The sequence below is a fragment of the Chromobacterium haemolyticum genome, assembly GCF_009936155.1.
GTDB lineage: Bacteria > Pseudomonadota > Gammaproteobacteria > Burkholderiales > Chromobacteriaceae > Chromobacterium > Chromobacterium haemolyticum.
On sequence record NZ_AP019312.1, the window covers coordinates 5,286,447 to 5,307,994 of the forward strand.

General features: G+C 65.2%; 19 protein-coding genes. 8 read left to right on the top strand and 11 right to left on the bottom strand.

Going from position 1 to position 21,548, the window contains the following annotated elements:
• Window positions 1–165: 165 nt before the first annotated feature.
• From GYH29_RS24440 to GYH29_RS24465, 6 genes are all read right to left on the bottom strand, one after another.
• Window positions 166–1,542, bottom strand: coding sequence for an NAD(P)(+) transhydrogenase (Re/Si-specific) subunit beta (locus GYH29_RS24440; RefSeq protein WP_019101646.1), 1,377 nt, complete (start codon window positions 1,540–1,542; stop codon window positions 166–168).
• 9 nt (window positions 1,543–1,551) lie between these two features.
• Window positions 1,552–1,848: a proton-translocating transhydrogenase family protein gene (locus GYH29_RS24445; RefSeq protein WP_019101645.1), complete on the bottom strand. Its 297-nt coding sequence runs from the start codon at window positions 1,846–1,848 to the stop codon at window positions 1,552–1,554.
• Between the two features lie 10 nt (window positions 1,849–1,858).
• Complete coding sequence (locus GYH29_RS24450; protein ID WP_019101644.1) at window positions 1,859–2,980, bottom strand: Re/Si-specific NAD(P)(+) transhydrogenase subunit alpha; 1,122 nt, start codon at window positions 2,978–2,980, stop codon at window positions 1,859–1,861.
• A gap of 463 nt (window positions 2,981–3,443) precedes the next feature.
• A complete protein-coding gene (locus GYH29_RS24455; RefSeq protein ID WP_141113191.1) occupies window positions 3,444–4,151 on the bottom strand; it encodes a substrate-binding periplasmic protein in 708 nt (235 codons plus the stop codon).
• 258 nt (window positions 4,152–4,409) lie between these two features.
• A complete protein-coding gene (locus tag GYH29_RS24460; protein WP_081950404.1) occupies window positions 4,410–6,488 on the bottom strand; it encodes a M60 family metallopeptidase in 2,079 nt (692 codons plus the stop codon).
• A gap of 462 nt (window positions 6,489–6,950) precedes the next feature.
• Window positions 6,951–7,436 carry an oxidoreductase gene (locus GYH29_RS24465; RefSeq protein ID WP_161524533.1) on the bottom strand — a complete coding sequence of 162 codons (486 nt, stop codon included), beginning with the start codon at window positions 7,434–7,436 and terminating at the stop codon, window positions 6,951–6,953.
• A 497-nt stretch (window positions 7,437–7,933) separates the two neighbouring features.
• Here GYH29_RS24465 and GYH29_RS24470 point away from each other — a divergent pair, with 497 nt between their 5' ends.
• From GYH29_RS24470 to GYH29_RS24505, 8 genes are all read left to right on the top strand, one after another.
• Window positions 7,934–9,190 carry an MFS transporter gene (locus tag GYH29_RS24470; RefSeq protein WP_198001624.1) on the top strand — a complete coding sequence of 419 codons (1,257 nt, stop codon included), beginning with the start codon at window positions 7,934–7,936 and terminating at the stop codon, window positions 9,188–9,190.
• 29 nt (window positions 9,191–9,219) lie between these two features.
• Complete coding sequence (locus GYH29_RS24475; protein ID WP_161524534.1) at window positions 9,220–10,344, top strand: LuxE/PaaK family acyltransferase; 1,125 nt, start codon at window positions 9,220–9,222, stop codon at window positions 10,342–10,344.
• 1 nt (window position 10,345) lies between these two features.
• A complete protein-coding gene (locus GYH29_RS24480) occupies window positions 10,346–12,769 on the top strand; it encodes an acyl-CoA reductase (protein WP_161524535.1) in 2,424 nt (807 codons plus the stop codon).
• Entirely contained in the window at window positions 12,766–14,040 is a 1,275-nt protein-coding gene (locus tag GYH29_RS24485) for a phenylacetate--CoA ligase family protein (RefSeq protein ID WP_232060464.1), read from the top strand. The genes GYH29_RS24480 and GYH29_RS24485 overlap by 4 nt, the downstream gene beginning before the upstream one ends.
• On the top strand, window positions 14,037–14,948 hold the full coding sequence (locus tag GYH29_RS24490) for a GNAT family N-acetyltransferase (protein ID WP_161524536.1): 912 nt from the start codon (window positions 14,037–14,039) through the stop codon (window positions 14,946–14,948). Before GYH29_RS24485 ends, GYH29_RS24490 begins: the two co-directional genes overlap by 4 nt.
• Window positions 14,949–15,246: 298 nt before the next feature.
• Entirely contained in the window at window positions 15,247–15,627 is a 381-nt protein-coding gene (locus tag GYH29_RS24495) for a DUF1484 family protein (protein WP_043592572.1), read from the top strand.
• A 17-nt stretch (window positions 15,628–15,644) separates the two neighbouring features.
• On the top strand, window positions 15,645–16,034 hold the full coding sequence (locus GYH29_RS24500) for a hypothetical protein (protein ID WP_152596946.1): 390 nt from the start codon (window positions 15,645–15,647) through the stop codon (window positions 16,032–16,034).
• 373 nt (window positions 16,035–16,407) lie between these two features.
• On the top strand, window positions 16,408–17,331 hold the full coding sequence (locus tag GYH29_RS24505; protein ID WP_081575301.1) for a LysR family transcriptional regulator: 924 nt from the start codon (window positions 16,408–16,410) through the stop codon (window positions 17,329–17,331).
• A 19-nt stretch (window positions 17,332–17,350) separates the two neighbouring features.
• On the opposite strand, the gene mnmE is transcribed toward GYH29_RS24505, so the two are convergent.
• From mnmE to rpmH, 5 genes are all read right to left on the bottom strand, one after another.
• A complete protein-coding gene (gene mnmE / locus GYH29_RS24510) occupies window positions 17,351–18,703 on the bottom strand; it encodes a tRNA uridine-5-carboxymethylaminomethyl(34) synthesis GTPase MnmE (RefSeq protein WP_019102217.1) in 1,353 nt (450 codons plus the stop codon).
• 124 nt (window positions 18,704–18,827) lie between these two features.
• Entirely contained in the window at window positions 18,828–20,480 is a 1,653-nt protein-coding gene (yidC, locus tag GYH29_RS24515; protein ID WP_161524537.1) for a membrane protein insertase YidC, read from the bottom strand.
• Between the two features lie 21 nt (window positions 20,481–20,501).
• Window positions 20,502–20,711, bottom strand: a complete 210-nt coding sequence (gene yidD, locus GYH29_RS24520) for a membrane protein insertion efficiency factor YidD (protein ID WP_043639818.1) — start codon at window positions 20,709–20,711, stop codon at window positions 20,502–20,504.
• Window positions 20,687–21,052: a ribonuclease P protein component gene (rnpA, locus tag GYH29_RS24525; protein ID WP_039753648.1), complete on the bottom strand. Its 366-nt coding sequence runs from the start codon at window positions 21,050–21,052 to the stop codon at window positions 20,687–20,689. The genes yidD and rnpA overlap by 25 nt, the downstream gene beginning before the upstream one ends.
• A gap of 4 nt (window positions 21,053–21,056) precedes the next feature.
• The gene (rpmH, locus tag GYH29_RS24530) at window positions 21,057–21,191 is read right to left on the bottom strand and encodes a 50S ribosomal protein L34 (RefSeq protein WP_019100333.1); all 135 of its coding nucleotides are present in this window, start codon (window positions 21,189–21,191) and stop codon (window positions 21,057–21,059) included.
• Window positions 21,192–21,548: the final 357 nt, after the last annotated feature.

Sequence of the window (21,548 nt, forward strand, 5' to 3'; positions counted from 1 at the left end):
CCATGTATAAACAAAAACTAATATTTGTTTACAATACACCTGATAACCGCCGCTTGTGAAGCGCGGCGGCGCGGAAAAGCGGAGCTCGAAATAGACGGAAACAAAAAACCGCCCAAGCTTAAAACATTGGGCGGTTTTGAAATGCCGAAGGCATGGGGCTGCGCGCTACAGCTGCTCCACTCCCCTGAGCAACTCCTCCACCACCTTCTTGGCGTCGCCAAACACCATCATGGTCTTGTCCATATAGAACAGCTCGTTGTCCAGACCGGCGTAGCCGGCGTTCATCGAGCGTTTGACCACGATCACGCTGCGCGACTTATGAGCGTCCAGGATGGGCATGCCGTAGATCGGGCTGGTTTTGTCCTTCTGCGCGGCCGGGTTGACCACGTCATTGGCGCCTATCACCAGCACCACGTCGGTGTTTGAGAAATCGGAGTTGATCTCCTCCATCTCCTGCACCTGCTCGTAGGGCACCTCGGCCTCGGCCAGCAGCACGTTCATATGGCCCGGCATCCGGCCCGCCACCGGGTGGATGGCGTAGCGCACGTTGACGCCCTTTTGGTGCAGGATTTCAGCGAACTCCTGCAAGGCGTGCTGAGCGCGCGACACCGCCAGGCCGTAGCCGGGGACGATGATCACGCTGTCGGCGTTGGCCATCAGGAAGGCGGCGTCCTCTGGGGAGCCGGATTTGTGGTTCTTGGGCCCGCTGTCGCCGGCGCCGCCCCCCGTGGCCGCCTCGGCGCCGAAGCCGCCCAGCAGCACCGCGATGATGGAGCGGTTCATCGCCTTGCACATGATGTAGGACAGAATAGCGCCGGAAGCGCCGACGCAAGCGCCGGCGATGATCAGCACCGGGTTGTTCAGCGTGAAGCCGATGCCGGCGGCCGCCCAGCCGGAGTAGGAGTTGAGCATGGACACCACCACCGGCATGTCGGCGCCGCCGATCGGAATGATCAGCGTCACCCCCAGCGCCAGCGCGATGGCCAGCATGGTCAGGAAGGCGGCCTGGCTGTCGCTGAGGAAATAAACCACGCCAAAGCCAACCATGGCGACGGCCAGCAGCAGATTAAGCAGATGCTGGCCCTTGAAGTTCACGGCCTTGGAGCCGAACTTGCCGGACAGCTTGCCGTAGGCGATCACCGAGGCGGTGAAGGTGATCGCGCCGATGAAGGCGCCGATGAACAGCTCCACCTTTTGCACCTGGGTGTGCTCCACGCCGCTGTGGAAGATGGCCGCCACCGCGATCAGCACCGCGGACAGGCCCACCAGCGAGTGCATCGCCGCCACCAGCTCCGGCATGCCGGTCATCTGCACGGTCTTGGCTTTCCACGCGCCGATGGCGCCGCCGGCGACGATGGCGGACGCGATCAGCGCCAGCACCGGTTTGTCCATGATCAGCAAGGTGGTGGCCACGGCGATGAGCATGCCTATCATGCCGTAGAGGTTGCCGCGCAAGGCGGAGGCCGGACTGGACAGCCCCTTGAGCGCCAGGATGAACAACACCGCGGCGATGAGATAAAGAATTGCGGACAGGTTTTCCATCTTGGTCCCTTATTTCTTCTTTTTCTTGAACATGTCCAGCATCCTCTGAGTGACCAGGAAGCCACCGAAGATGTTGATGCTGGCGAGGAAGATGCCGATGGTGCCCAACACCGAGGTGAGGGTGATTTCGGAACCGTTGATGTCCACCACCTGCAGCATGGCGCCGACGATGATGATGCCGGAAATGGCGTTGGTCACCGCCATCAGCGGGGTGTGCAGCGCGGGGGTGACGTTCCAGACCACGTGGTAGCCGACGAAGACGGCCAGCACGAAGACGGTGAGGCTGGTGATGAAGGGATCTACCATCTTGTTCTCCTTAATCGGCGGCGGGGAAGCGGACCTGGCCGGCGTGGGTCACCAGCGTGGCGGACAGGATCTCGTCTTCCAGATTGAGGTTCAGGCCTTCCGGCGTCAGCAGCAGGCCGAGGAAGGTCAGCAGGTTCTTGGCGTACAGGCTGGAGGCGTCCGCCGCCAGCAGGCCGGGCAGATTGGTCTGGCCGACCACGGTGACGCCGTTGTCCAGGCGCACGGTTTCGCCGGGGCGGGTCAGCGCGCAGTTGCCGCCGGTTTCCGCCGCCAGGTCCACGATCACCGAGCCCGGCTTCATCGCCTCCACCACCTCGGCCGATAGCAGCTTGGGCGCCGGTTTTCCTGGAATCAAGGCGGTGGTGATCACGATGTCCGCCGCCTTGGCGTGTTTGGCCACCAGTTCGCCCTGGCGCTGACGATAGCTCTCGGACATTTCCTTGGCGTAAACGCCGCTATTGGCCATTTTTTCTTCTTCGCTCATCGGCACTTCGATGAACTTGGCGCCCAGCGATTCCACCTGTTCCTTGGTGGCCGGACGCACGTCGAAGGCCTCCACCACCGCGCCCAGGCGCTTGCCGGTGGCAATGGCCTGCAGGCCGGCCACGCCCACGCCCAGAATCAGCAGCCGGGCCGGTTTCACCGTGCCGGCCGCGGTCATCAACATGGGCATGAAGCGCGGATAGTGCTGGGTGGCCAGCAGCACCGCGCGGTAGCCGGCGATGTTGTTCTGGCTGGAGAGCACATCCATGCTCTGCGCGCGGGTGCTGCGCGGCAGCAACTCCAGCGCGAAGGCGGAGACGCGTTTGGCGGCCAGCGCCGGTAGGTTGTGGTTGTGATAGGGGTTGAGCTGGCCGATCAGCGTCGCGCCGTCCTTCAGCGCGGCAATGCCGTCCTCGTCCAGCGGGCGCACCGTCAGCACTATGTCGGCCTGGGCCAGCGCCGCGGCGCGGTCCGCCGCGATGACGGCTCCGGCTTCCTGATAGGCCGCGTCCGGCTGCGCGGCCGCGAGGCCTGCGCCGCTTTCCACCGTGACGGCGTGGCCGCCGGCCACGAGTTTCTTCACCGTGTCCGGCGTTGCGGCCACGCGGTGTTCACCGGCCAGCCTCTCGGCTGGGATAGCGATATGCATGGTCTTCCTTTCCTGCGATTAGATAACAAAGATTCCAGATAGCGAACGCCCGTGCGGGGCTAAATCGAACGAGCGTTTGAATTCAATTAAAGGCATGCGGGATTTTCCCGCGCAACACTTATATTGCCGACCGTATACCGTCAGACAATTTCGACGGTGAAAGGGCCGGATGCTAGCAAAACCCTACAGCAGCGATGTGACGTGAATCAGACAGAGGCCAGTCAACGGCTGTTGGAGCGGAAATGCGGAAGAAAGACGGCGAAGCGGCCGTGGGCGGGCAGGCGGAACAAGGCGCGGAGGCGTATGAGGCCGGTCGACGCGCATATGCTGCCGGCAAGGCTTATGCACGACACTAGCGTTGATGGCGCGGCTTGTAAAGCTGCGCCATGCGCCAGTTGCCAGCCCGGGAGCGCGGCCGCGCCGGGCGGCTTGGGCTGTTGCGCGCGCGCGACGGCGGGGCCGGCTAGAAAGCCGGACGCGGCGCTTCCGCCAACAAGCGCGCCACGGTGCCGTCTTGCAGCATGGAACGCATCGCCAGCGCGATGCGGCGCTTGTGCGGGGAGCGCGGGGACAGGCCGATGCGGCGCGGTTCCGGAGAATACAGCAGCAGCGGCGCGCGCCTTACGTATTGGCGGAATTCGGCGTCGGCGGCCAGCTCGGCGGTTTGGCGTTCGTCGGCGATCAAAGCATCGATGCGGCCGGCCTTGAGCTTGCGGAAGTTGGAATCCAGAGACGGGGCCGGCTCGCGCCGCACGCGCAGGTCGCTGTCGAACTCGTCCTGGTAGCGCACGCCCTCCACCACGCCGATCAGAAAGGGGTAGAGCTGACGATAGCTGCGCAGCGGCCGCGGGTCGTCGGCGCGCTGGTACAAGGCCAGCCGGCTGCCGGAGGCGAAGGCGGGTTCGATGAAGTCGATGAACTCCCGGCGGGCCGCGGTGTTCTTCACCCCGATCACCACATCGGCCTTGCCCTGGCGCAGGTATTGCAGACAGCGAGTCAGCGGGCAGGGGAGGAAGACCAGCCGCAGCTTGGCGCGCCTGGCCATCTCGCGCATCAGCTCGGTGTACGGTCCTTGCGGCGCGCCGTGCGCGTCCATGGTCTTCCAGGGCGGGAACAGATTGTAGGCGAAGACCAGTGCCGGCTCCGCCGCCGCGCACTGCATGCCTGCCATCAGGCAGATCAGAGCCAAAAGGGACTTGAGTTTCACAATGATGAACAGGTGCGAACGGGCGTCGGCGGCCCCACGCCGCCGACTGCAGCCAGAAAGCCATTATCGGACGGCTGGGCGCGGCGCGGGCGTAAAAATTCACCGTTCCGAAAAAAACCATGAAAACAATATGGTATTGGAAATGTCCGTATCCGCCACCTGGCCGCTTTGGCGGGCCGGCCTTGACGAAGGCCAAGGCCGGCCCGCTAGCCGGACCCGAGTTTACGGAGTCAGGTACTGGCTGCCGTCATAAGCGCCGATGAAGGTCCAATTGCCGTTGCTGACGCCGGTGGTGGGAAAGTAGCCGTAGTTCGCGTTCTTCAGCACGAAGTAGTCGCGGGAGGAGCGATAGGGGTTGTCGTAGACATAGACGTCCCCCACCGTGCCGGTTCGGCTCTCGCTCCAGCTGTTCAAACGGCTCTTGCGTTGCGAGGTCAGCATCGCCAGGTCGTAGGACTGGGTGGCGGACAGCGGGGCGCCGTTGTAGCTGTCCAGGAACTGCCAGCCGGCGTTGTTGCCGCCGTCGGTCGGGAAGTAGCCATAGCGCGCGGTTTTCAGCTGGAAATAGTCGCGGGTGTTGCGGTAGGGGTTGTCGTAGACGTAAACATCCCCCGGCGCGCCCGTGCGGCTCTCGCTCCATTTTTGCAGCGATCCCTTGTTGTACGCGGCCAGAATCATCGCATCGTAGCTTTGCGCGCCGGGGCGGCGCAGCTGGATGGCGCTGCCCAGCGTCATCTGGGTGACGCCGTCGCTGACGGTGACGCGAATCGGCGCGTACGCGCCTTGCAGCGCCTGCGAGGGCGCGGTCAGCGTCGCCGTCGCGCTGTTGCCGGGCGAACCGCCGAAACCGGGCGGCAACTGCCACTGGTAGCGCAGCGTCTTGCCGCCGGCGTTGCTGACCCGCGCTTCCACGCTGAAAGCGCGGCCGGCGTCGACGGCGGCCGGCAGCGACACGCGGCCGGCCAGGCCCTGCTGCTCAAGCGGGTAGCGATAGAGCAGGCTTTCATCGCGGTTCAGCCAGATCGGCTGGGACAGGGCGGGCAGGGCCAGGCTGCTCAGGGTCTGTCGGGTGGCCGTGCTGGCCTTCAAGCCCCATTTGTCGAAAAACGGGGTCAGGTTGTGACCGGCGACGCGGCTGGTTTCGATGATGAAGCGCTGGCGTTTGTCCTCGTCGCCGGCGGGCAGCTCGGCAAAGGGCATGCTGCGGTAGCGCTGCCCCAGCCGGCTGTAGAAATCCTTGCCGAAGGCCAGGTCCAGTTGCCAGAACATCGCCGCGCGCACGAACAAGTCCGCTTGCGCGTCGTAAGACGGCTGCGCCTGGTTCAGGTGCTGGCGCACCAGGTCCCATTTGCCGCCGGTTTCCAGCCGCGAACGCTGGCCCAAGGCCCGCTGCACATAGAGCGAGGTCAGGTTCACCGTTACCTCGGTCTGGTCGTTCCAAGTCATCGCCGGCATCTGGTAGTGATGGCCCAGCTCATGCCAGGGGCCCCAACCGTCCTGCTGCAGCAATTTGGAGTTGGCCACCGAGCCGGCGCCGCCGACATTGGTGCCCAGCCAGTAATTGCTGGCCGACATATAGCCGCCGCTGCTGTCCGGTTTGGTGACGAACTGGTACTGGAACGGCGTCGCCGCGTGCGGGTAAGGATTGCCGGCGGCCAGGCCGTATTGTTCCTCGGCCAGGGTGACGATGCGGTCCCACAGCGTCATGGCGGCGCTTGGGTCGTCCACCTGCTGGCGCAGGACAGGCAGCGGCATGGTCACGATCATGCGTTTGCCCACCAGCTCCGCGTAAGGCTCGGCCGCCAGGCGGCTCAGCATGGCGCTCCAGTCCGCCTTGCTGTGCTGCCCCAGGACGAAGCGCGGTATTTCGCGGCCGCCGCTTTGCAGCGTCGCCACGATCTTGCCGCTGCCGGGCTGGCTGCGCGGCGCGAAATAGATCACGCCGTCGTTCTGCGCGGTGATCTGATTGAGGCCGGGGCGTAGCTGGACCACCTGGTTGGACGGCATAGCGCTGTTGGCGTTGGCGATAGGCACCAGCCACAGCTCCGGAGGAAGGTTGGGCGGCGTGCCCTGGTAGGCGATATTGACGCTCAGCGCTTCGCCTTTGCGCGCCCAGTAGCCGGTGGACTGGGTGGGATGAGTGAGAAAACCGCGGCGGTGCGCCAGCAGCCACTCGCTGGGATCGCCGCGTTGTTCCAGCGTCAACTGGCGGGGAGCGTCCGCGAAGGCGGGCAGAGAGGACAGACTGGCGACCATCGCGGCGCCTAGCCACAGACAGGAACTGAGCTTAGATGCGTGCATATTTCTCTTATTCCATCAGGCCATGCCGGACTGCTGCGGGCGCTGGGCACGGCCTGTCCAGTTGCGGGTTGCGCCCTGGTCCCCGCTGGCTTGATGGGGGGGGGACCTACCCACTGGAGTCCGCTTCTTATTCCAAAGTTCTTATTTTATTCAGGTAAATATTTACTTTGGACTAACTGTATTTATTCGGCGCATTGACATTTTTAGTCGCGAATTAGGCTAAAAGCGGCTAACAAAAATCGCTCTAAGAGCCTGTTCAAAAGTCTCGCGAGCAAGAGCGAGACAAGGCGAAAACGGCTGAGAAAGCGGAATGCACACGTGGTACATGAGCATTTCGAAGGTGTACTCACCGTGTAACGCGTTCACGACGTGCGGCAGACTTTGAACAGGCTCTCGCGGCTGAGGCAAATCGGCGTAGATCGGCCGCAGCGCTTGGCTAGCGGCTTAAGCGCCGCGCCGCGCTCAGCGCACCACCAGCGCTTTCACCCGCCAGGCCAGCTTGGCGTCGATGTCGGCGGTTTGCAGTTCGCGGAAGTCGTTGAGCGGATACATCATCCATTGGCTGAAGCCCATCTCCTCCAGCGGCCGGCCGTTGATGCGCAGCGCCAGGATGGGCTGATAGCGGCTTTGGTCGCCCGGCGGAATCACCACCTTGTACTGGTCCTCGGTGACCACTTCCACCGGCCGGCCGGCCGCGCCCACGGCGCGCAGGATGGCGGAGAGCGTGGGGCCGGAGAAGGCCGACTTCGGCGTCCAGGTGGTCTTGGTCTGGATGGTGCGCTGTTGCAAGCGTTCCAGCTCGGCCTTGCTGAAGTGGTACTCGCCGGCGCGAGCCTGGTTGGACACCTTGATCTGGCCGGTGACGACCAGGGCCGGAGGCGCGCCGGCCCAGGAAGGCGCGGCGCAGAACAAAGACAGGAGGGTGGCAAAGGACAGGATGGATCTCATGGGGATGGGCTCCTGGAAGCGGAATGTCGATGGAGATGACATTCTAACCTTGAGAATCCATTGTCATTCTTGCCGTTGCGCAATAAAACAAGTCCGTTCCGCATTTTGGATCTTACATTGCCCAGCAGTATTTAGGTACTAATCAGAAAAGTCTTCTTTGAATCAATTAATGGTTGCAACTGGGATCGTTTTGTTTTGCATTAACCGTATTGCCATTTGCATATTATTTTGGGGTGTGGTTTATTTATATAAATATCCGTCGCCAAAATTGGATATTAATATATTTACTCTAGAATAACTGTCCAATAGGGCAGTCAATTCAAACAAAAAGCCTGTCTATAATCTCGCCCCTTCTGAGTAGCCCGACGTCATGTTTCGGGCCTATTCAGTTGCCGAAACAAATGCCGCGCCGTCCATCTCTCCGCGTTGCTTTTCATTGTCGGTTTTAAATTGCCCATGGTTTTTATAGGGCTGCCATTTAATTACCTTGATATTTTATGAGTCAAAACGCAATTCAATCTTTGCTGCCTATTTCCCGAGGCCGCGCGCTGGGCTTTTGCCTATTGCTGGCCGCTTTCGAACTACTGACTTATATCGGCAGCGATATGGTGATGCCAGCCATGCTGCAAGTCGTCGCGGATTTGAACGCCGACGCCCGTCACGTGCCGACGGCGCTCAACGCCTACCTGCTGGGCGGAGTGGCCTTGCAATGGCTGATTGGTCCATTGTCCGACCGTTACGGCCGCAAACCGTTATTGGTGGCCGGCGCCGTCGGCTTCGCCCTGGCTTGTCTCGCCGCCGTCGGCAGCCGCGATATAGAGCTGTTCAATCTGCTGCGCTTCATCCAGGGCCTGTCTCTGGGCTTTGTGATGGTGGTCAGCTACCCGGCGCTGCAAGAAGCGTTTCCGGAAAAAGACGCGGTGCGGCTGATGGCCCTGCTGGCCAATATCGCGTTGCTGTCGCCGCTGGTCGGCCCCTTGTTGGGCAGCTTGTTGTTGGGCCTGTTGCCGTGGCGCGGCTTGTTCGCGCTGATCGGCGCGCTGGCGGCCTTGGTGGCCGTCGGCCTGTGGCGCTGGATGCCGGAAACCCTGGGTGTGGAGCGGCGCGACGGCAGCCGGCTGGCGGCGAGCCCGCTGCGCCTGGGCCGCAGTGCGCGCCAGTACGCGGCGCTGCTGCGCAACGCCCCCTTCATGCACGGCAGCGTGGCGTTGGGCCTGCTATCCATCCCGCTGGTGGGCTGGATCGGCCTGTCCCCCTTGCTGCTGATGCGCGGCCTGGGCCTGTCCGGCATTGAATACGGCCTGTGGCAGCTGCCGGTGTTCGGCGGGCTGATCGCCGGCAACCTGACCTTGAACCGGCTGGCGGCCAATCTGGAGCTGGAACGGGTGCTGCGGCTGGCGTTGTGGCCCTTGTTCGGCGGCCTGGCGGCGATGCTGGCGTTGACCTGGTCCAGCGGCGCGCTGCCGGCGCTGGCGGCGGGCCTGACGCTGTACGCCTTCGGCCTGGGCCTGGGCCACGCCACCCTGTACCGCTTCACCCTCTACGCCAGCGAAAGCGGCAAGGGCGCGGTGGCGGCGATGCTGGGCATGATTTCCACCGCTTTGCTCGGCCTGGGTTGCAGCGCGCTGGCCTGGCTGGGCGCAGGCGCCGGCCTGCAAGCCTTCGCCGGCTGGGCCGCGCTGGGCGCCGGCCTGGCGGCCTGGCCGCTGTGGCGCTTGCTCAAGCAGCGCGCTTACGCCTTGCAAGCGGCTTGAATCCCCATTCTCACTCCCGGAGCCTCACCATGCTGAACCACGTCGACGCGCTGTGCGCGCTGGAACACCCTTATCGCGCCGATGCCGACTGCGGCCGGCTGTTCGACGCCGCCATGCGCGAACTGAGCCATTACCACTGCGAACACACGCCCGGCTATCGCCATTGGCTGCAGGCCAACGGCCTGGACGCCGCGGCGCTGGAGACGCTGGACGATTGGTCGCGGCTGCCGCCGCTGTTCGCCAACTACTTCAAACGCCAACTGGTGGTAAGCGCCGCCGGTCAGGACGCGCTGGAGCTGACCTCCTCCGGCACCACCGGCCAGAAAAGCCGAATGCGTTACGACGCGCGCAGCCTGGGCGCGGCGCAAAGCATGGTGGACCGCATCTTCCGGCATTACGGCTGGGACACGCCGCAACAGCCGTGCAACTACCTGCTGCTCAGCTACGAACCGGCCGGCACCATCACCCTGGGCACCGCCTACACCGACCAATTCCTGTGCAAGTACGCGCCGGTGAACCAGGCCTGTTACGCCTTGCGCCACAACGGCCATGGCAACGAGTTCGATCCCTTCGGCGTGATCCGCGCCTTGCAGGACTTCGCCGAACAAGGCCTGCCGGTGCGCATGCTGGGTTTCCCCGCCTTCCTGTGGTTCGCGCTGGAGCGCATGCGGGAACTGGGCCTGCCGCCGCTGCAACTGCACCCGGAATCGCTGGTGTTCCTGGGCGGCGGCTGGAAAACCCACGCGGACCGCGCCATTCCCAAGGCCGAGCTGTACCGGCGGCTGGGCGAGCAACTGGGTATCCCGGACGCGCGTTGCCGCGACGGCTACGGCGCGGTGGAGCACCCGGTGCCTTACGTGGAATGCGAACGCCATCGCTTCCACCTGCCCAGCTACGCCCGCGCCGTGATCCGCGACACCGCCAGCCTGCGGCCGCAACCCTACGGCGCCGCCGGCTTCCTCAACCTGCTGTCGCCCTACATCACCTCCAGCCCGGCCCACAGCATCGTGATGGGCGATCTGGCCGTGCTGCATCCGGCCGAGAGCTGCGGCTGCGGCCTGGCCACCGACTGGTTCGAACTGCTGGGCCGCGCCGGCACCAGCAAGAGCCGCAGCTGCGCGGTGGCCGCCTCCGAATTGATCAAGGAATCCTGATATGTATCTATTGAACGGAACACTGAACGCCGCCGTGGACGCCGCCGCCGCGCTGGCGCAATTGCGCGCGGGGCTGCCCGCCGCGCTGGCCCGGCCGCCGGCCTTGGACGCGGTGCTGGCATGCGCCGAACGCTTCGCCGCCGCCCTGCCGCAACGGGCGCAGGCGCTAGGCCTGGACGCCGCCGCCGTCGACGCGCTGCAAGGCTTTTGCCGGCGCGAGGCGCTGCAAGCCAAGGTCCGCCGCGAGCTGGGCGAACAAGCCTTCTCGCTGCGCCGCTTCGACTACCGCCAGCCGCGTTTTGAAAGCTGGCGGCCGCTGGGCCTGGTGGCCCACATCACCCCGGCCAACGCGCCGCTGCTGCCCTTCATGGCGGTGCTGGAAAGCCTGCTGGCCGGCAACGTCAACTGGCTGCGGCCCAGCGGCAGCGACCAAGGCCGCAGCGCGCGTCTGCTGGCTGATTTCCTGAGCCACGACGCCGCCGACGTTCTGGCCACCCACGTGGCGGTGCTGCCGCTGGCCACAAATCAACTGAGCGGCCTGCTGGCCCGCGCCGACGCCGTGTCCGCCTGGGGCGGCGACGCCGCGCTGGAGGCCATCCGCCGCCAGGCGCCGGCCGGCTGCCGCTGGATACCCTGGGGCCACCGCATCAGCTTCGCCTACCTGGACCCGGCCGCGGCGACGGAGGCCGATTACGACGCGCTGGCCGACGACGTCTGCCGTTTTGATCAGCAAGCCTGCTCCAGCCCGCAATGCCTGCTGGTGGACAGCGAGGACGAAGCCGCGCTGCACAGTGCGGCCCAGGCCATGGCCGCCGCGCTGGCGCGGCGCGCGCCGGCCTGGCCCGCCCTGCAGCCGGACGTGCAGGAAGCCGCGGAAATCTCCAGCCAGCTGGCCATGCTGCGGCTGGACCAGTCGTTTGCCGGCGTGGCCGGCGCGGTGGAGCAGGGCGAGGGTTGGCGCGTGGCCTGGGCGCAGCGCCAAGAGCTGGCGGCCTCTCCGCTGTTCCGCACCCTGCAACTGCGGCCGGCGCCGCGCGCGCGGCTGGTGGAACTGCTGCTGCCCTGGCGCACCCATTTGCAAAGCTGCGGCCTGATCGCCGCGCCGGAGCAAGTGCCGGCGCTCAGCCGCCTGCTGCTGGACGCCGGCGTCAGCCGGCTGTGTCCTGTGGGAGCGATGCACGACGGCTACGCCGGCGAGCCGCACGACGGCGTTTACGCGCTGAGCCGGCTGACGCGGCGGGTGTCCGTGAGCCTGAGCGACGGCCAACTGCCCGGCCATGCGACGCTGGACGCCTTGCCGCCGCCGCCGGCCGGCCTGGACGCGCTGCCGGTGATGGACAAGGCGGCCTTCCAACAAGCCGAGATGGGACCGGCCGCCCAGCTGTTCTTCCGCAGCGGCGGCAGCAGCGGCGAGCCTAAGCTGGCCGGCTTCAGCTACCGCGACTACCACCGCCAGATGCAAGCGGCGGCGGACGGCCTGCTCGCCGCGGGTCTGGATCCGGCGCAAGACCGGGTGATGAATCTGCTCTACGGCGGCAACCTTTACGGCGGCATGCTCAGTTTCTTTACCATCCTGGACAAGTTGGGCGTGCCGCAATACCCGATGGGCGGCCCGGTGGACGACGACTTCAGCCAGATCGCCCACTTCATCGTGTCCCGCGGCGTTAACACCCTGGTGGGGATGCCGGGCACCTTGCAGCGCTTGTTCGAGTGCGAGGAAGCCGCGCTGCGCGCCTACGGCGGTGTGCGCAAACTGTTCTGCGGCGGCGAACACATCAGCGAAGGTCAACGCCGGTTCCTGACCGGCTTCGGCGTGGAGCTGATCCGCTCCGCGATGTACGGATCGGTGGACGCCGGCCCGCTGGGCCATGCCTGCGGCCACGGCCGCGACGGCGAATTCCACCTGCTGGCCGATATCCAGTGGCTGGAAATCCTGGAACAGGACAGCGACCGTCCGGCCGCGCCCGGCGCCGTCGGCCGCCTGGCCTTCACCTCGCTGGCGCGCGAAGGCCAGCCGGTGCGGCGCTACGACCTGGGCGATCTGGGCTGCTGGCTGCCCGGCCGCTGCGGCTGCGGCCTGCCGTCGCCGCGCTTCCAGCTCACCGGCCGCCACGGCGCGCTGCTGCGCGCGGGCACCATCTTCGTCAATCCAATCGAGCTGTCCGCGCCGCTGGGCCTGGCTTTGCAATGGCTGGTGGACCACGCCGCCAACGGCTGCGACCGCATCCGGGTGCTGGCCGACGGCGACGCCGCGCAGGTGCGCGCCCGCCTGCTGCAACACCCGATGCTGAACGAAGTGGTCAGCGGCGGCCTGCTGCAACTGGAAGTCATCGCCGCCCCGGCCAGCCAGTTCCAGCGTCATCCGCAAAGCGGCAAGACCCCGCTGGTGTTGGACCTGCGCCGCAACACGGAGCCGGCGCGATGAAGGCCGCCATGGATGCCAGGCTGCGCCGGCTGGTGGAACACGCCCGCGCCCACTCGCCGTTTTTCGCTGAGTTGTACCGCGCCCTACCGGCGGACTGGACGTTGAGCGATCTGCCGCTGATCGAGCCGGCGGACTACTGGAGCCGATGCCAGCCGCTGGCGGACTGGCCGGTGCTGAGCGGCCCGCTGGCGGACGGCCATGTGTTCAAGACCGGCGGCTCCACCAGCGAGGGCAAGCTGTCGGTGTTCCGCCGCGACGAATGGCAGGCCTTCGTGCGCGCCTTCGGCCAGGGCCTGGGCCGGCAACTGCTGCCCGGCGACCGCGTCGCCAACCTGTTCTTCGCCGGCGATCTCTACACCAGCCTGCTGTTCATCCACGGCGCGCTGTCGCACTCGCCGGTGCCGGTGGTGGAGTTTCCCTTTACCTGCAATGTCGAGGACGCCGCGCTGGCCGACGCCATCGCCGCGCTGGACATCAATGTGCTGGCCGGCGTGCCGGTGCAACTGGTGCGCTTCGCCAACTGGCTGCAACAAGCCGGCCGCACGCTGCCCGGCGTGCGCTGCCTGCTCTACGGCGGCGAAAGCCTGTTCGCCGAACAGCTGGCCCTGCTGAGTCGGGTCTTCCCCAAGGCACGCATCGGCTCCATAGGCTGCGCCAGCGTGGACGCCGGTCTGATCGGCGCCGCCGGGCCGGATTGCGCCCAGGGCGAACACCGCGTGTTCGACGCGGACACCCTGGTTGAAATCATCGACGAAGCCAGCGGCCTGCCGATCACGGAGCCGGACCGCAAGGGCCTGCTGGTGGTCAGCAATCTGCAACGGCGGCTGATGCCGGTGATCCGCTACCCCACAGGCGACCTGGCCTGCTGGCGCGAACCGGCCGGGCGGCCAGAACGCAAGTTTGCGTTGCAAGGGCGCGCCAGCCGCGGCCACCGCGTGCGCGTCTGCACGCTGTCCTTGTTTCCCGACGAACTAGATCCGCTGCTGAGGGAGCAGGATGGCGTGCTGGCCTGGCAACTGCTGGTGGGCCGCCGCGACGGCGTCGACACCCTCAGCCTGCGAGTGGCCAGCGAATACGCGCCGGCCCCGGCGGCGGAGCCGCTGCGCCAACTGCTGCTGGCGGCGCAACCGGCCCTGGCCGAACTCTGCAGCCAAGGCCTGCTGCGCCTGGACGCCGCCTATTGCGCGCCGGAGGCCATGCTCACCCATCCGCGCTCCGGCAAGCTGATGCGGGTGGTGGACCAGCGCGCTTACGACGAGGAGGCGGCATGAGCATCGCCATTCGCGCTTTCCAGGCGGACGACGCCGCCGGCGTCAGCGCCTTGTTCCGCGCCATCTACGGCGAACACTACGTCTACCCGGACGTCTATCTGCCGTCGATGATCCGCCGCCACAACGCCGCCGGCCGCTGGCATTCCGCCGTGGCCGTGCGCGATGGCCGGGTGCTGGGCCACGCCGCGCTGTGGCGCGATCCGCATTGCCCGGGCAGCGCCGAGCTGGCGCTCAACGTGGTGCACCCGGACGCGCGCGGCCAGGGCCTGGCCACCGCGCTGGGCCGCCACCTCAGCGCCCAAGGCGTGGCCCTGGGCCTGAGCATGCTCACCATCAAGCAAGTGTCGTCCCACGGCCAGAGCCAGCGCCTGGCCAAGACCCTGGGCTTCCACACCACCGGCCTGCTGCTGGACTATGTGGCCTCGCCGTTTGGCCAGCCGCAGCCGGAAAGCATCGTGTTGGGCTGCCTGCCGCTGCAAAGCCGGCCGATTCCGGCGCTGAACTGGCCGGCGGCGTGGCGGGAATGGCTGACGCCGCTGAGCCGCGCCTTCGGCAGCGCGCCGCCGCCGGAGCAGGCGCCGGCCGGCGGCCTCAGCATCGCCAGCCACGGCCGGCGGCTGGAAGTGGTGCTGGAGGACATCAGCGGCGGCCGGCTGCGGGAAGTGGCGGCGCTGCCGGCCGGGCGGCTGGTCTACGTCAGGCTGGCGCTGGGGCCGGACGCCCCGCGCGCGGCGGACGCCTTGCAACAGGCCGGCTTCGTCTGCGGCGGCCTGGTGCCCGGCCCGGACGGCAGCTGGCAGGCGTTGCTGCTGCGTGGACACGGCCGGCAGGAACTGGCGCTGAGCTGCCCTTTGGCCAATCGTCTGCATCAGTTGAGCCGTCAGGTGGCGGCGGCGGTTGCCGCCTGAGGCCCGTGCCTCCCCTGCGCCTTGACGGCCTCTGCCAGCCTGTTTAGGCTTGGTCCCGCGTCGTGCTCAATCACACGGCGCCGGGCTGGCAAGCCTATAAATTACTAGACCGCAGACAAGTCGTGTCCGCCTTTGGCACTGCTACGTCTGCTGCCACGCCGTACCCATTCGGGACGGGCCGTGGCAGGGAGTCCTCTGGACTGCCGGTCGTTGGTCTAGTAAGCCGGTCTTGCCACCTTGTCACGTGCCTGTCCTAGCCTCGCCTGGGCAGGTTTCCAAAGATGACATGGAGACCGTAATGACCTTTTCCACCTTTCCCCCCGCTATGCCGCCGCCCGCCTGTCCCCTCTGCGCAGGCCAACACTCCACGCCCGCCGCTGTGCCGGTGATGGAGCAGCTGCACCACTGTTCCCAGCGCTTGCCCGCCGCCGCCGGCGATGTGACGCTGCTGGGCGAACTGGGCCAGCAACTCAACCATTGCTATATCGAACTGGACACCGCGCTGCTGCGCGGCGTGATGGACATGCGCGCCGCCCACACCGGGCTTTTAGCCTTGCTGACTTTGCTGGAACGACGCGACGAGCCGCTGCTGTTCAGCAGCGAAGAAGCCTTGGCCTTGCTGGAGCCGATACAGCAGCGCTTGAAACAAGGCTTGGATCACTTCAACCACCTGCTGTGATTCCGGGGAGCATTGCCATGATGAAACTGCTGATCCAGCACAACCAGGCCCTTAAGCGAGCCGCCCGTTTGATCATTGCTTATGAGATGCGCCTGGGGGTGATTTCTCTGGCGGACAAGAACCCACTCCACCCGGCCAACACCGAAGACATCCATCAGGAAATCAAGCAGGCGTTGACGGCTTTCCATTATTGGCGCAAATGGCGGGGCGAGAATGAGCCTGCCCGCGCCGTCCTGTTGCAGATGTGGGCGTCCGGGAAATGGACCAACCGCGACACCTGTGTGCGGCAGTGTTATCGCCTGGCGGGGTTCAAGAATATGGTCACCGCCCGCCAGGCGCTGGTGGGCGCGCCGCCGCCGGAACCTTTAGCCATCCAGAGGCAACGCGCCATGTGGGCGAAGCCTTAGAACCTAATACGATCTGCTGCGCTTCGTGAGACGTGACACGGTGAGTACCGCTTCGAAATGCTCATGCACCACGTGTACATTCCGCTTTCTCAGCCGTTCTCAACGCCGTATCGCCGAAGCGCAGCAGACTTTGAACAAGCTCTTAGGGCTGGAGGTCCGGTACGGCGTTGGGATCATGTCGCGGCTTGCGGGGGGAGACGGTGTATGAAGGATGTGATGGCGACCAAAACCCGGTCTCAGAGGCTTGCGTTTGAGTTTTATCGGCAAAGCCGGAGCCGCCGTTCCATGATGAAGAGCGTGGATGTTAAGCGCGCAAGTATTGAAAGTTATTTGTGTAAAATGAATTAATAAATCCAATCAGTTCCAATCCTTCATGAATATCTCTCTCCGCCACCTGCGCGCCTTCTCGGCCGTTGCCGAAGCCGAAAGCTTCACCGCCGCCGCCCGCCAGCTGTTTTTGACGCAATCCACGCTGACCAAGACCATACGCGAACTGGAGCAGGAGATTGGGCTGGCTCTGTTTGAGCGCACCACCCGCAAAGTGGCGCTCACCACTCAGGGCAACGCCTTTCTGCCGGTGGCCCGCCGGCTGCTGAACGACTTTGAACTGCTGCTGTCCGATCTGCGCGAAAAATCCGCCGGCAGCAGCGGCAGCGTCTACTTGGCCAGCGGCATGGCCTTTGCGTCCAGCGTGCTGCCGGAGGTGCTCAAACGGCTGAGAAGAGACTACCCGTGCATCCATGTGCGCCTGCTGGACGATACCAGCGGCGGCGTGGTGCGCCGCATCGAATCAGGGGAAGTGGACATCGGCATCGGCTCCTATGTGGGCGCGGCCGGAGACAAGCTGGACAAGCGCAAGCTGCTGTCCGCCCGGTTGGGGGTGATGTTTCCGCCGGGCTTCGAGCCCCCGGCGGGGCCGCTCAACTGCCAATCCTTGCGGCAATGGCCCCTGCTGCAGGACGAGAGCGACACCAGCATCATGTCCGCGTTGGAGCGCAGCCATCCCGAGCTCTGGCAGCAGGTGGCCAGCAAGATCACCGTCACCAATCTGGACATGCAGTTCTGCCTGATTCGCGCGGGGGTGGGCGCTTGCGTGCTGTCGGCACTGGCCGCCTCTCATCCATCGGCGCGGGATCTGCCCTACCGCTTGTTTGAGTCGGCCGAGCTGCAGCGCGACGTCCACGTGTTCACCCGGCGCGGCGTGCCGCTATCGCCGGCCGCTTTCACCTTTTTGCAGGTGCTGGATGAAACCTTGCCGGCTATCGACTTTCATCCCGGAGTGACATTGGCGGCGTAGCGGCGCGGGAGGGGAGGGCTTACTTGCCGATGCAGAAGCGGCTGAAAATCACCCCCAGCAGATCGTCTGCGCTGAATTCGCCGGTGATCTCGGACAGCGCGTTCTGCGCCATGCGCAACTCCTCGGCGAAGATTTCCACTTGCTCCCAGTCCGCGTGCGCCAGCTCCAGATGTTCGGCGGCGCGGCGGATGGCGTCCAGGTGGCGCTGGCGCGCCAGGAACACGCCTTCGCCGCCGCCGCTGTAGCCTATCATTTCCAGCAGCTTGGCCTTGAGCAGCTCCACGCCGGCGTGGGTGCGCGCGGACAGGCGCACCAGCGGGTGGCCGTCTTCATCGGCCAGGCCAGGCGCTTCGCCGGACAGGTCCACCTTGTTGAACACGTGCACGCGCGGCAGCGCCGCCGGCAGCCGTTGCAGGATGGCCTGTACCTCGCCGGTCAGGCCGTCGCGGCTGTCCGCCAGCACCAGGGCCAGGTCCGCGCGCTCCACCGCCTGCCAGGTGCGTTCTATGCCTATCTTTTCCACCACGTCGTCGGTGTCGCGCAGGCCGGCGGTGTCGATGATGTGCACCGGCACGCCGTCGATGACGATTTCCTCGCGCACGGTGTCGCGGGTGGTGCCGGCGATGTCCGTCACGATGGCGATGTCGTCGCCGGCCAGCGCGTTCATCAGGCTGGATTTGCCGACATTGGGCTGGCCCACCAGCACCACGTGCATGCCCTCGCGCAGGATGGCGCCCTGTTTGGCGGTGGCCTGCACCTGCACCAGCCGGCCGCGCAGCCGTTCCAGCTTGCCTAGCGCGTCCGCCTGTTTGAGGAAGTCGATTTCCTCTTCCGGGAAGTCCAGCGTCGCCTCCACCAGCATGCGCAGGGTGATCAGCTCGTCCACCAGCACGTGGATTTCCTTGGAGAAGGCGCCTTTCAGCGATTTAAGCGCGCTCTTGGCCGCGGTTTCGCTGCTGGCGTCGATCAAGTCCGCCACGCTTTCCGCCTGGGCCAGGTCCAGCTTGTCGTTGAGGAAGGCGCGCTTGGTGAATTCGCCCGGTTCCGCCAGCCGCGCGCCCAGCTCCACGCAGCGCGCCAGCAGCATTTTCAGCACCACCGGCCCGCCGTGGCCTTGCAGTTCGATCACGTCCTCGCCGGTAAAGCTGTTGGGGCCGGGGAAGTAGAGCAGCAGCCCGTTGTCCAGCGGCTGGCCGTGGGCGTCGACGAAGTCGGTGTACAGCGCGTAGCGCGGCTTGGGCGTTTTGCCGCCGCTGACGGCGGCGGCGAAGGGCAGCAAATCCTTGCCGGACACGCGGATTACGCCAACGCCGCCGCGGCCGGGAGCGGTGGCGATGGCGCAGATGGTGGCGGGGGTGTAGCTGAGGCTCATGGGCATTCCTTGGAATCTGGGCCGCGGCCCCCGCGCGGCGGGGCGTCGTGGCGAATACGCTTCAATTATCCAGCAAAAAACCCGGCCATGCGGCCGGGTTTGGGGTTCAGAGCGCGCGGGGCAATCAGGATTGCAGCGCGGCCTTGTTTTTCTTCTCGATGCTCTTGTTGATCTGCCACTGCTGGGCCATCGACAAGATGTTGTTGACCACGTAGTACAGCACCAGGCCGGACGGGAAGAAGAAGAACATCACCGAGAAGGCCACCGGCATGATCTTCATCATCTTGGCCTGCATCGGGTCCGCCGGCGGCGGGTTCAGGAAGGTTTGCAGGAACATGGTGGCCGCCATGATCACCGGCAGCACATAGTACGGGTCCGGGCGTGCCAAGTCGGTGTACCACAGAATCCACGGCGCCTGGCGCAGCTCAACCGAAGCCAGCAGCGCCCAGTACAGGCCGATGAACACCGGGATCTGGATCAGCATGGGCAGGCAGCCGCCCAGCGGATTCACCTTCTCGGACTTGTACATCTCCATCACCGCCTGCTGGAACTTCATGCGGTCGTCGCCGTACTGCTCCTTCATGCGCTCAAGACGCGGCGCCAGCGCCTTCATCTTGGCCATGGAGCGGTAGGACGCGGCGGTCAGCGGGTAGAAGATGGCCTTGACGGTCAGGGTCAGCAGCACGATGGCCCAGCCCCAGTTCTGCACCAGCAGGTGCAGCTTGGTCAGCAGCCAGAACAGCGGGGAGGCGAAGATGTGGAAGATGCCGAAGTCCTTGGCGTATTCCATGCCGTCGGCCAGCTTGCTGATCACATCGTACTCTTCCGGGCCGGCGAACAGCGGCACGGACACGCTCAGGCTCTGGCCCGGGGCGATGGTGGCGTAATCCACCAGCGCGGCGGCGGAGTTCAGGCCGTTGCTCTGCTTCAGCTCAAAGCGGCAGGACTTGTCGTCCTTGCACACGCTGGCGCCGTCCAGCGGCTTCAGGATCCACGCGGACATGAAGTAGTGCTGGATCATCGCCACCCAGCCGTCGCTGCCGGTCTTGGCGTAATCGCCCTTGCCCTTGGCCAGGTCGTCGAAGCTCACCTTCTGGAATTTGTTTTCCGAGGTATAAACAGCCGGGCCGGTGAAGGTGTGGGCCAGGCGGCCTTCGCCTTCCGGGGTCTGGCTGTCGCGCAGCAGGCGGTAGTAAGCGGTGGCGGCCAGCGGCGCGGCGCCGCCGTTGGCGATGTCGTAACGCACGCCAATCTTGTAGCTGCCCTTGGTGAAGGTGTAGATCTTGCTTACCTTCACGCCGTTGGCTTCCGGCGCGGTCAGCTTCACTTCCAGCTTGTCGCCGGAGAGTTCGTAGCTGGTTTTTTCCGCGGCGAATACGGTTTTGTGGGTGGGCAGCGCCGGGTTGCTGGCGGCCACCAGGCCGGTTTGCGCCACATAGACGCGGCCGTTCCGGTCCGTCAGCAGATCAAGCGGCTTTTTGCTGTCCACGGCGGAATCGTGCTTCAACAGCGTCAGCTGGCGCAGATCGCCGCCCACGGTGTCGATCTCCGCCTTCAGCACATCGGTGTTCACCGTGATGCGCTGGCCGGAAGTCAGCTTGTTGGAATCCACCGGCTGGGCGTTGTGGGACGCGCTGTTGGCGGCCTGCTGCTGCGTGGCGGCTTGTTTTTGCGCGGCCACCTGCTGCGGCGTCGGCTTGGGCGCGAAAAACTCCTGCCAACCTAGCAGGATGCCCAGGGACAGCATGATGAAGATTATGAGGCGCTTGGAATCCATCTCTCGATACCGGATTTAAGTTCAGGGAACTGGGTCGTAGCCGCTGCCGCCCCAGGGGTGGCAACGTCCGATGCGTCTGGCGGCCAGCCAGCCGCCCTTGAGTGCGCCGTGCTTTTTCACCGCTTCGATCGCGTAGCTGGAACAGGTGGGCTGGAAGCGGCAACGCGGTGCCAGCCACGGGCTGATAGCCAGCTGGTAAAAACGGATCAGGAGGATGAAGAGGCGCGACATCGTGCCAGTTTAGCAAACAGAGAAGACAAAGCCGTGATCACTTCAGTTCGCTCGGCGCGCGTAAAAGGCACCTTGGCGCGGACCACGAAGTCCATGTCCGGCAGCGTTTGCCGGTTCAGGCGGAACCATTCGCGCACCGTGCGCTTGATGTAGTTGCGACGCACGGCCCGCTTGTGGACCTTGCGGCCCACCACCAGGCCCAGCCGCGCGTGCCCCAATTCATTGGGTCGGGCCGATACCTGAAACGTGGCGTTGCTGCGCGACATCCGCAAACTAAAAACGGATGAGAACTCATCCGTTTTTAATAGCCGGTGCGCACGGCGAAAGCGGTAAGCCGACAAAGGCTTATACGGCCAGACGCTTGCGGCCTTTGGAACGACGAGCTGCGATCACAGCGCGGCCGCCGCGGGACTTCATGCGGACCAGAAAGCCGTGAGTGCGTTTACGACGGGTATTGGAGGGCTGGTAAGTACGCTTCATGATTGGAATTCCTGTTTCGAAACGGAAATAAACGCGTGATTTGACAGGATAAACGCCGGTTTGTCAATGAGGAATTTTCTAAGCACCTGTGGATAACTTTGAGAAAAACCGTTAGAATGCCAAGGCTTACCGTTCCGAGTTCGCTGCGCAATTATTGAACGCGCGCCGGGGCGGAACGCCAACCCTAGAGAAGCACTGCCAAAATTCAGCCCCACCCACTGGAGCAACGCGCGCCCGCGCAAGCGCGGCGCGGGCCGGTCCAGGAATTTTGCCAGCGGTTCTCGGGGGCCGCCCCATCCATGCATCGCCCGCCTTGCGGCCCGGCGATGCGCGGCCCGCGGCCCTTGAATCATGCCG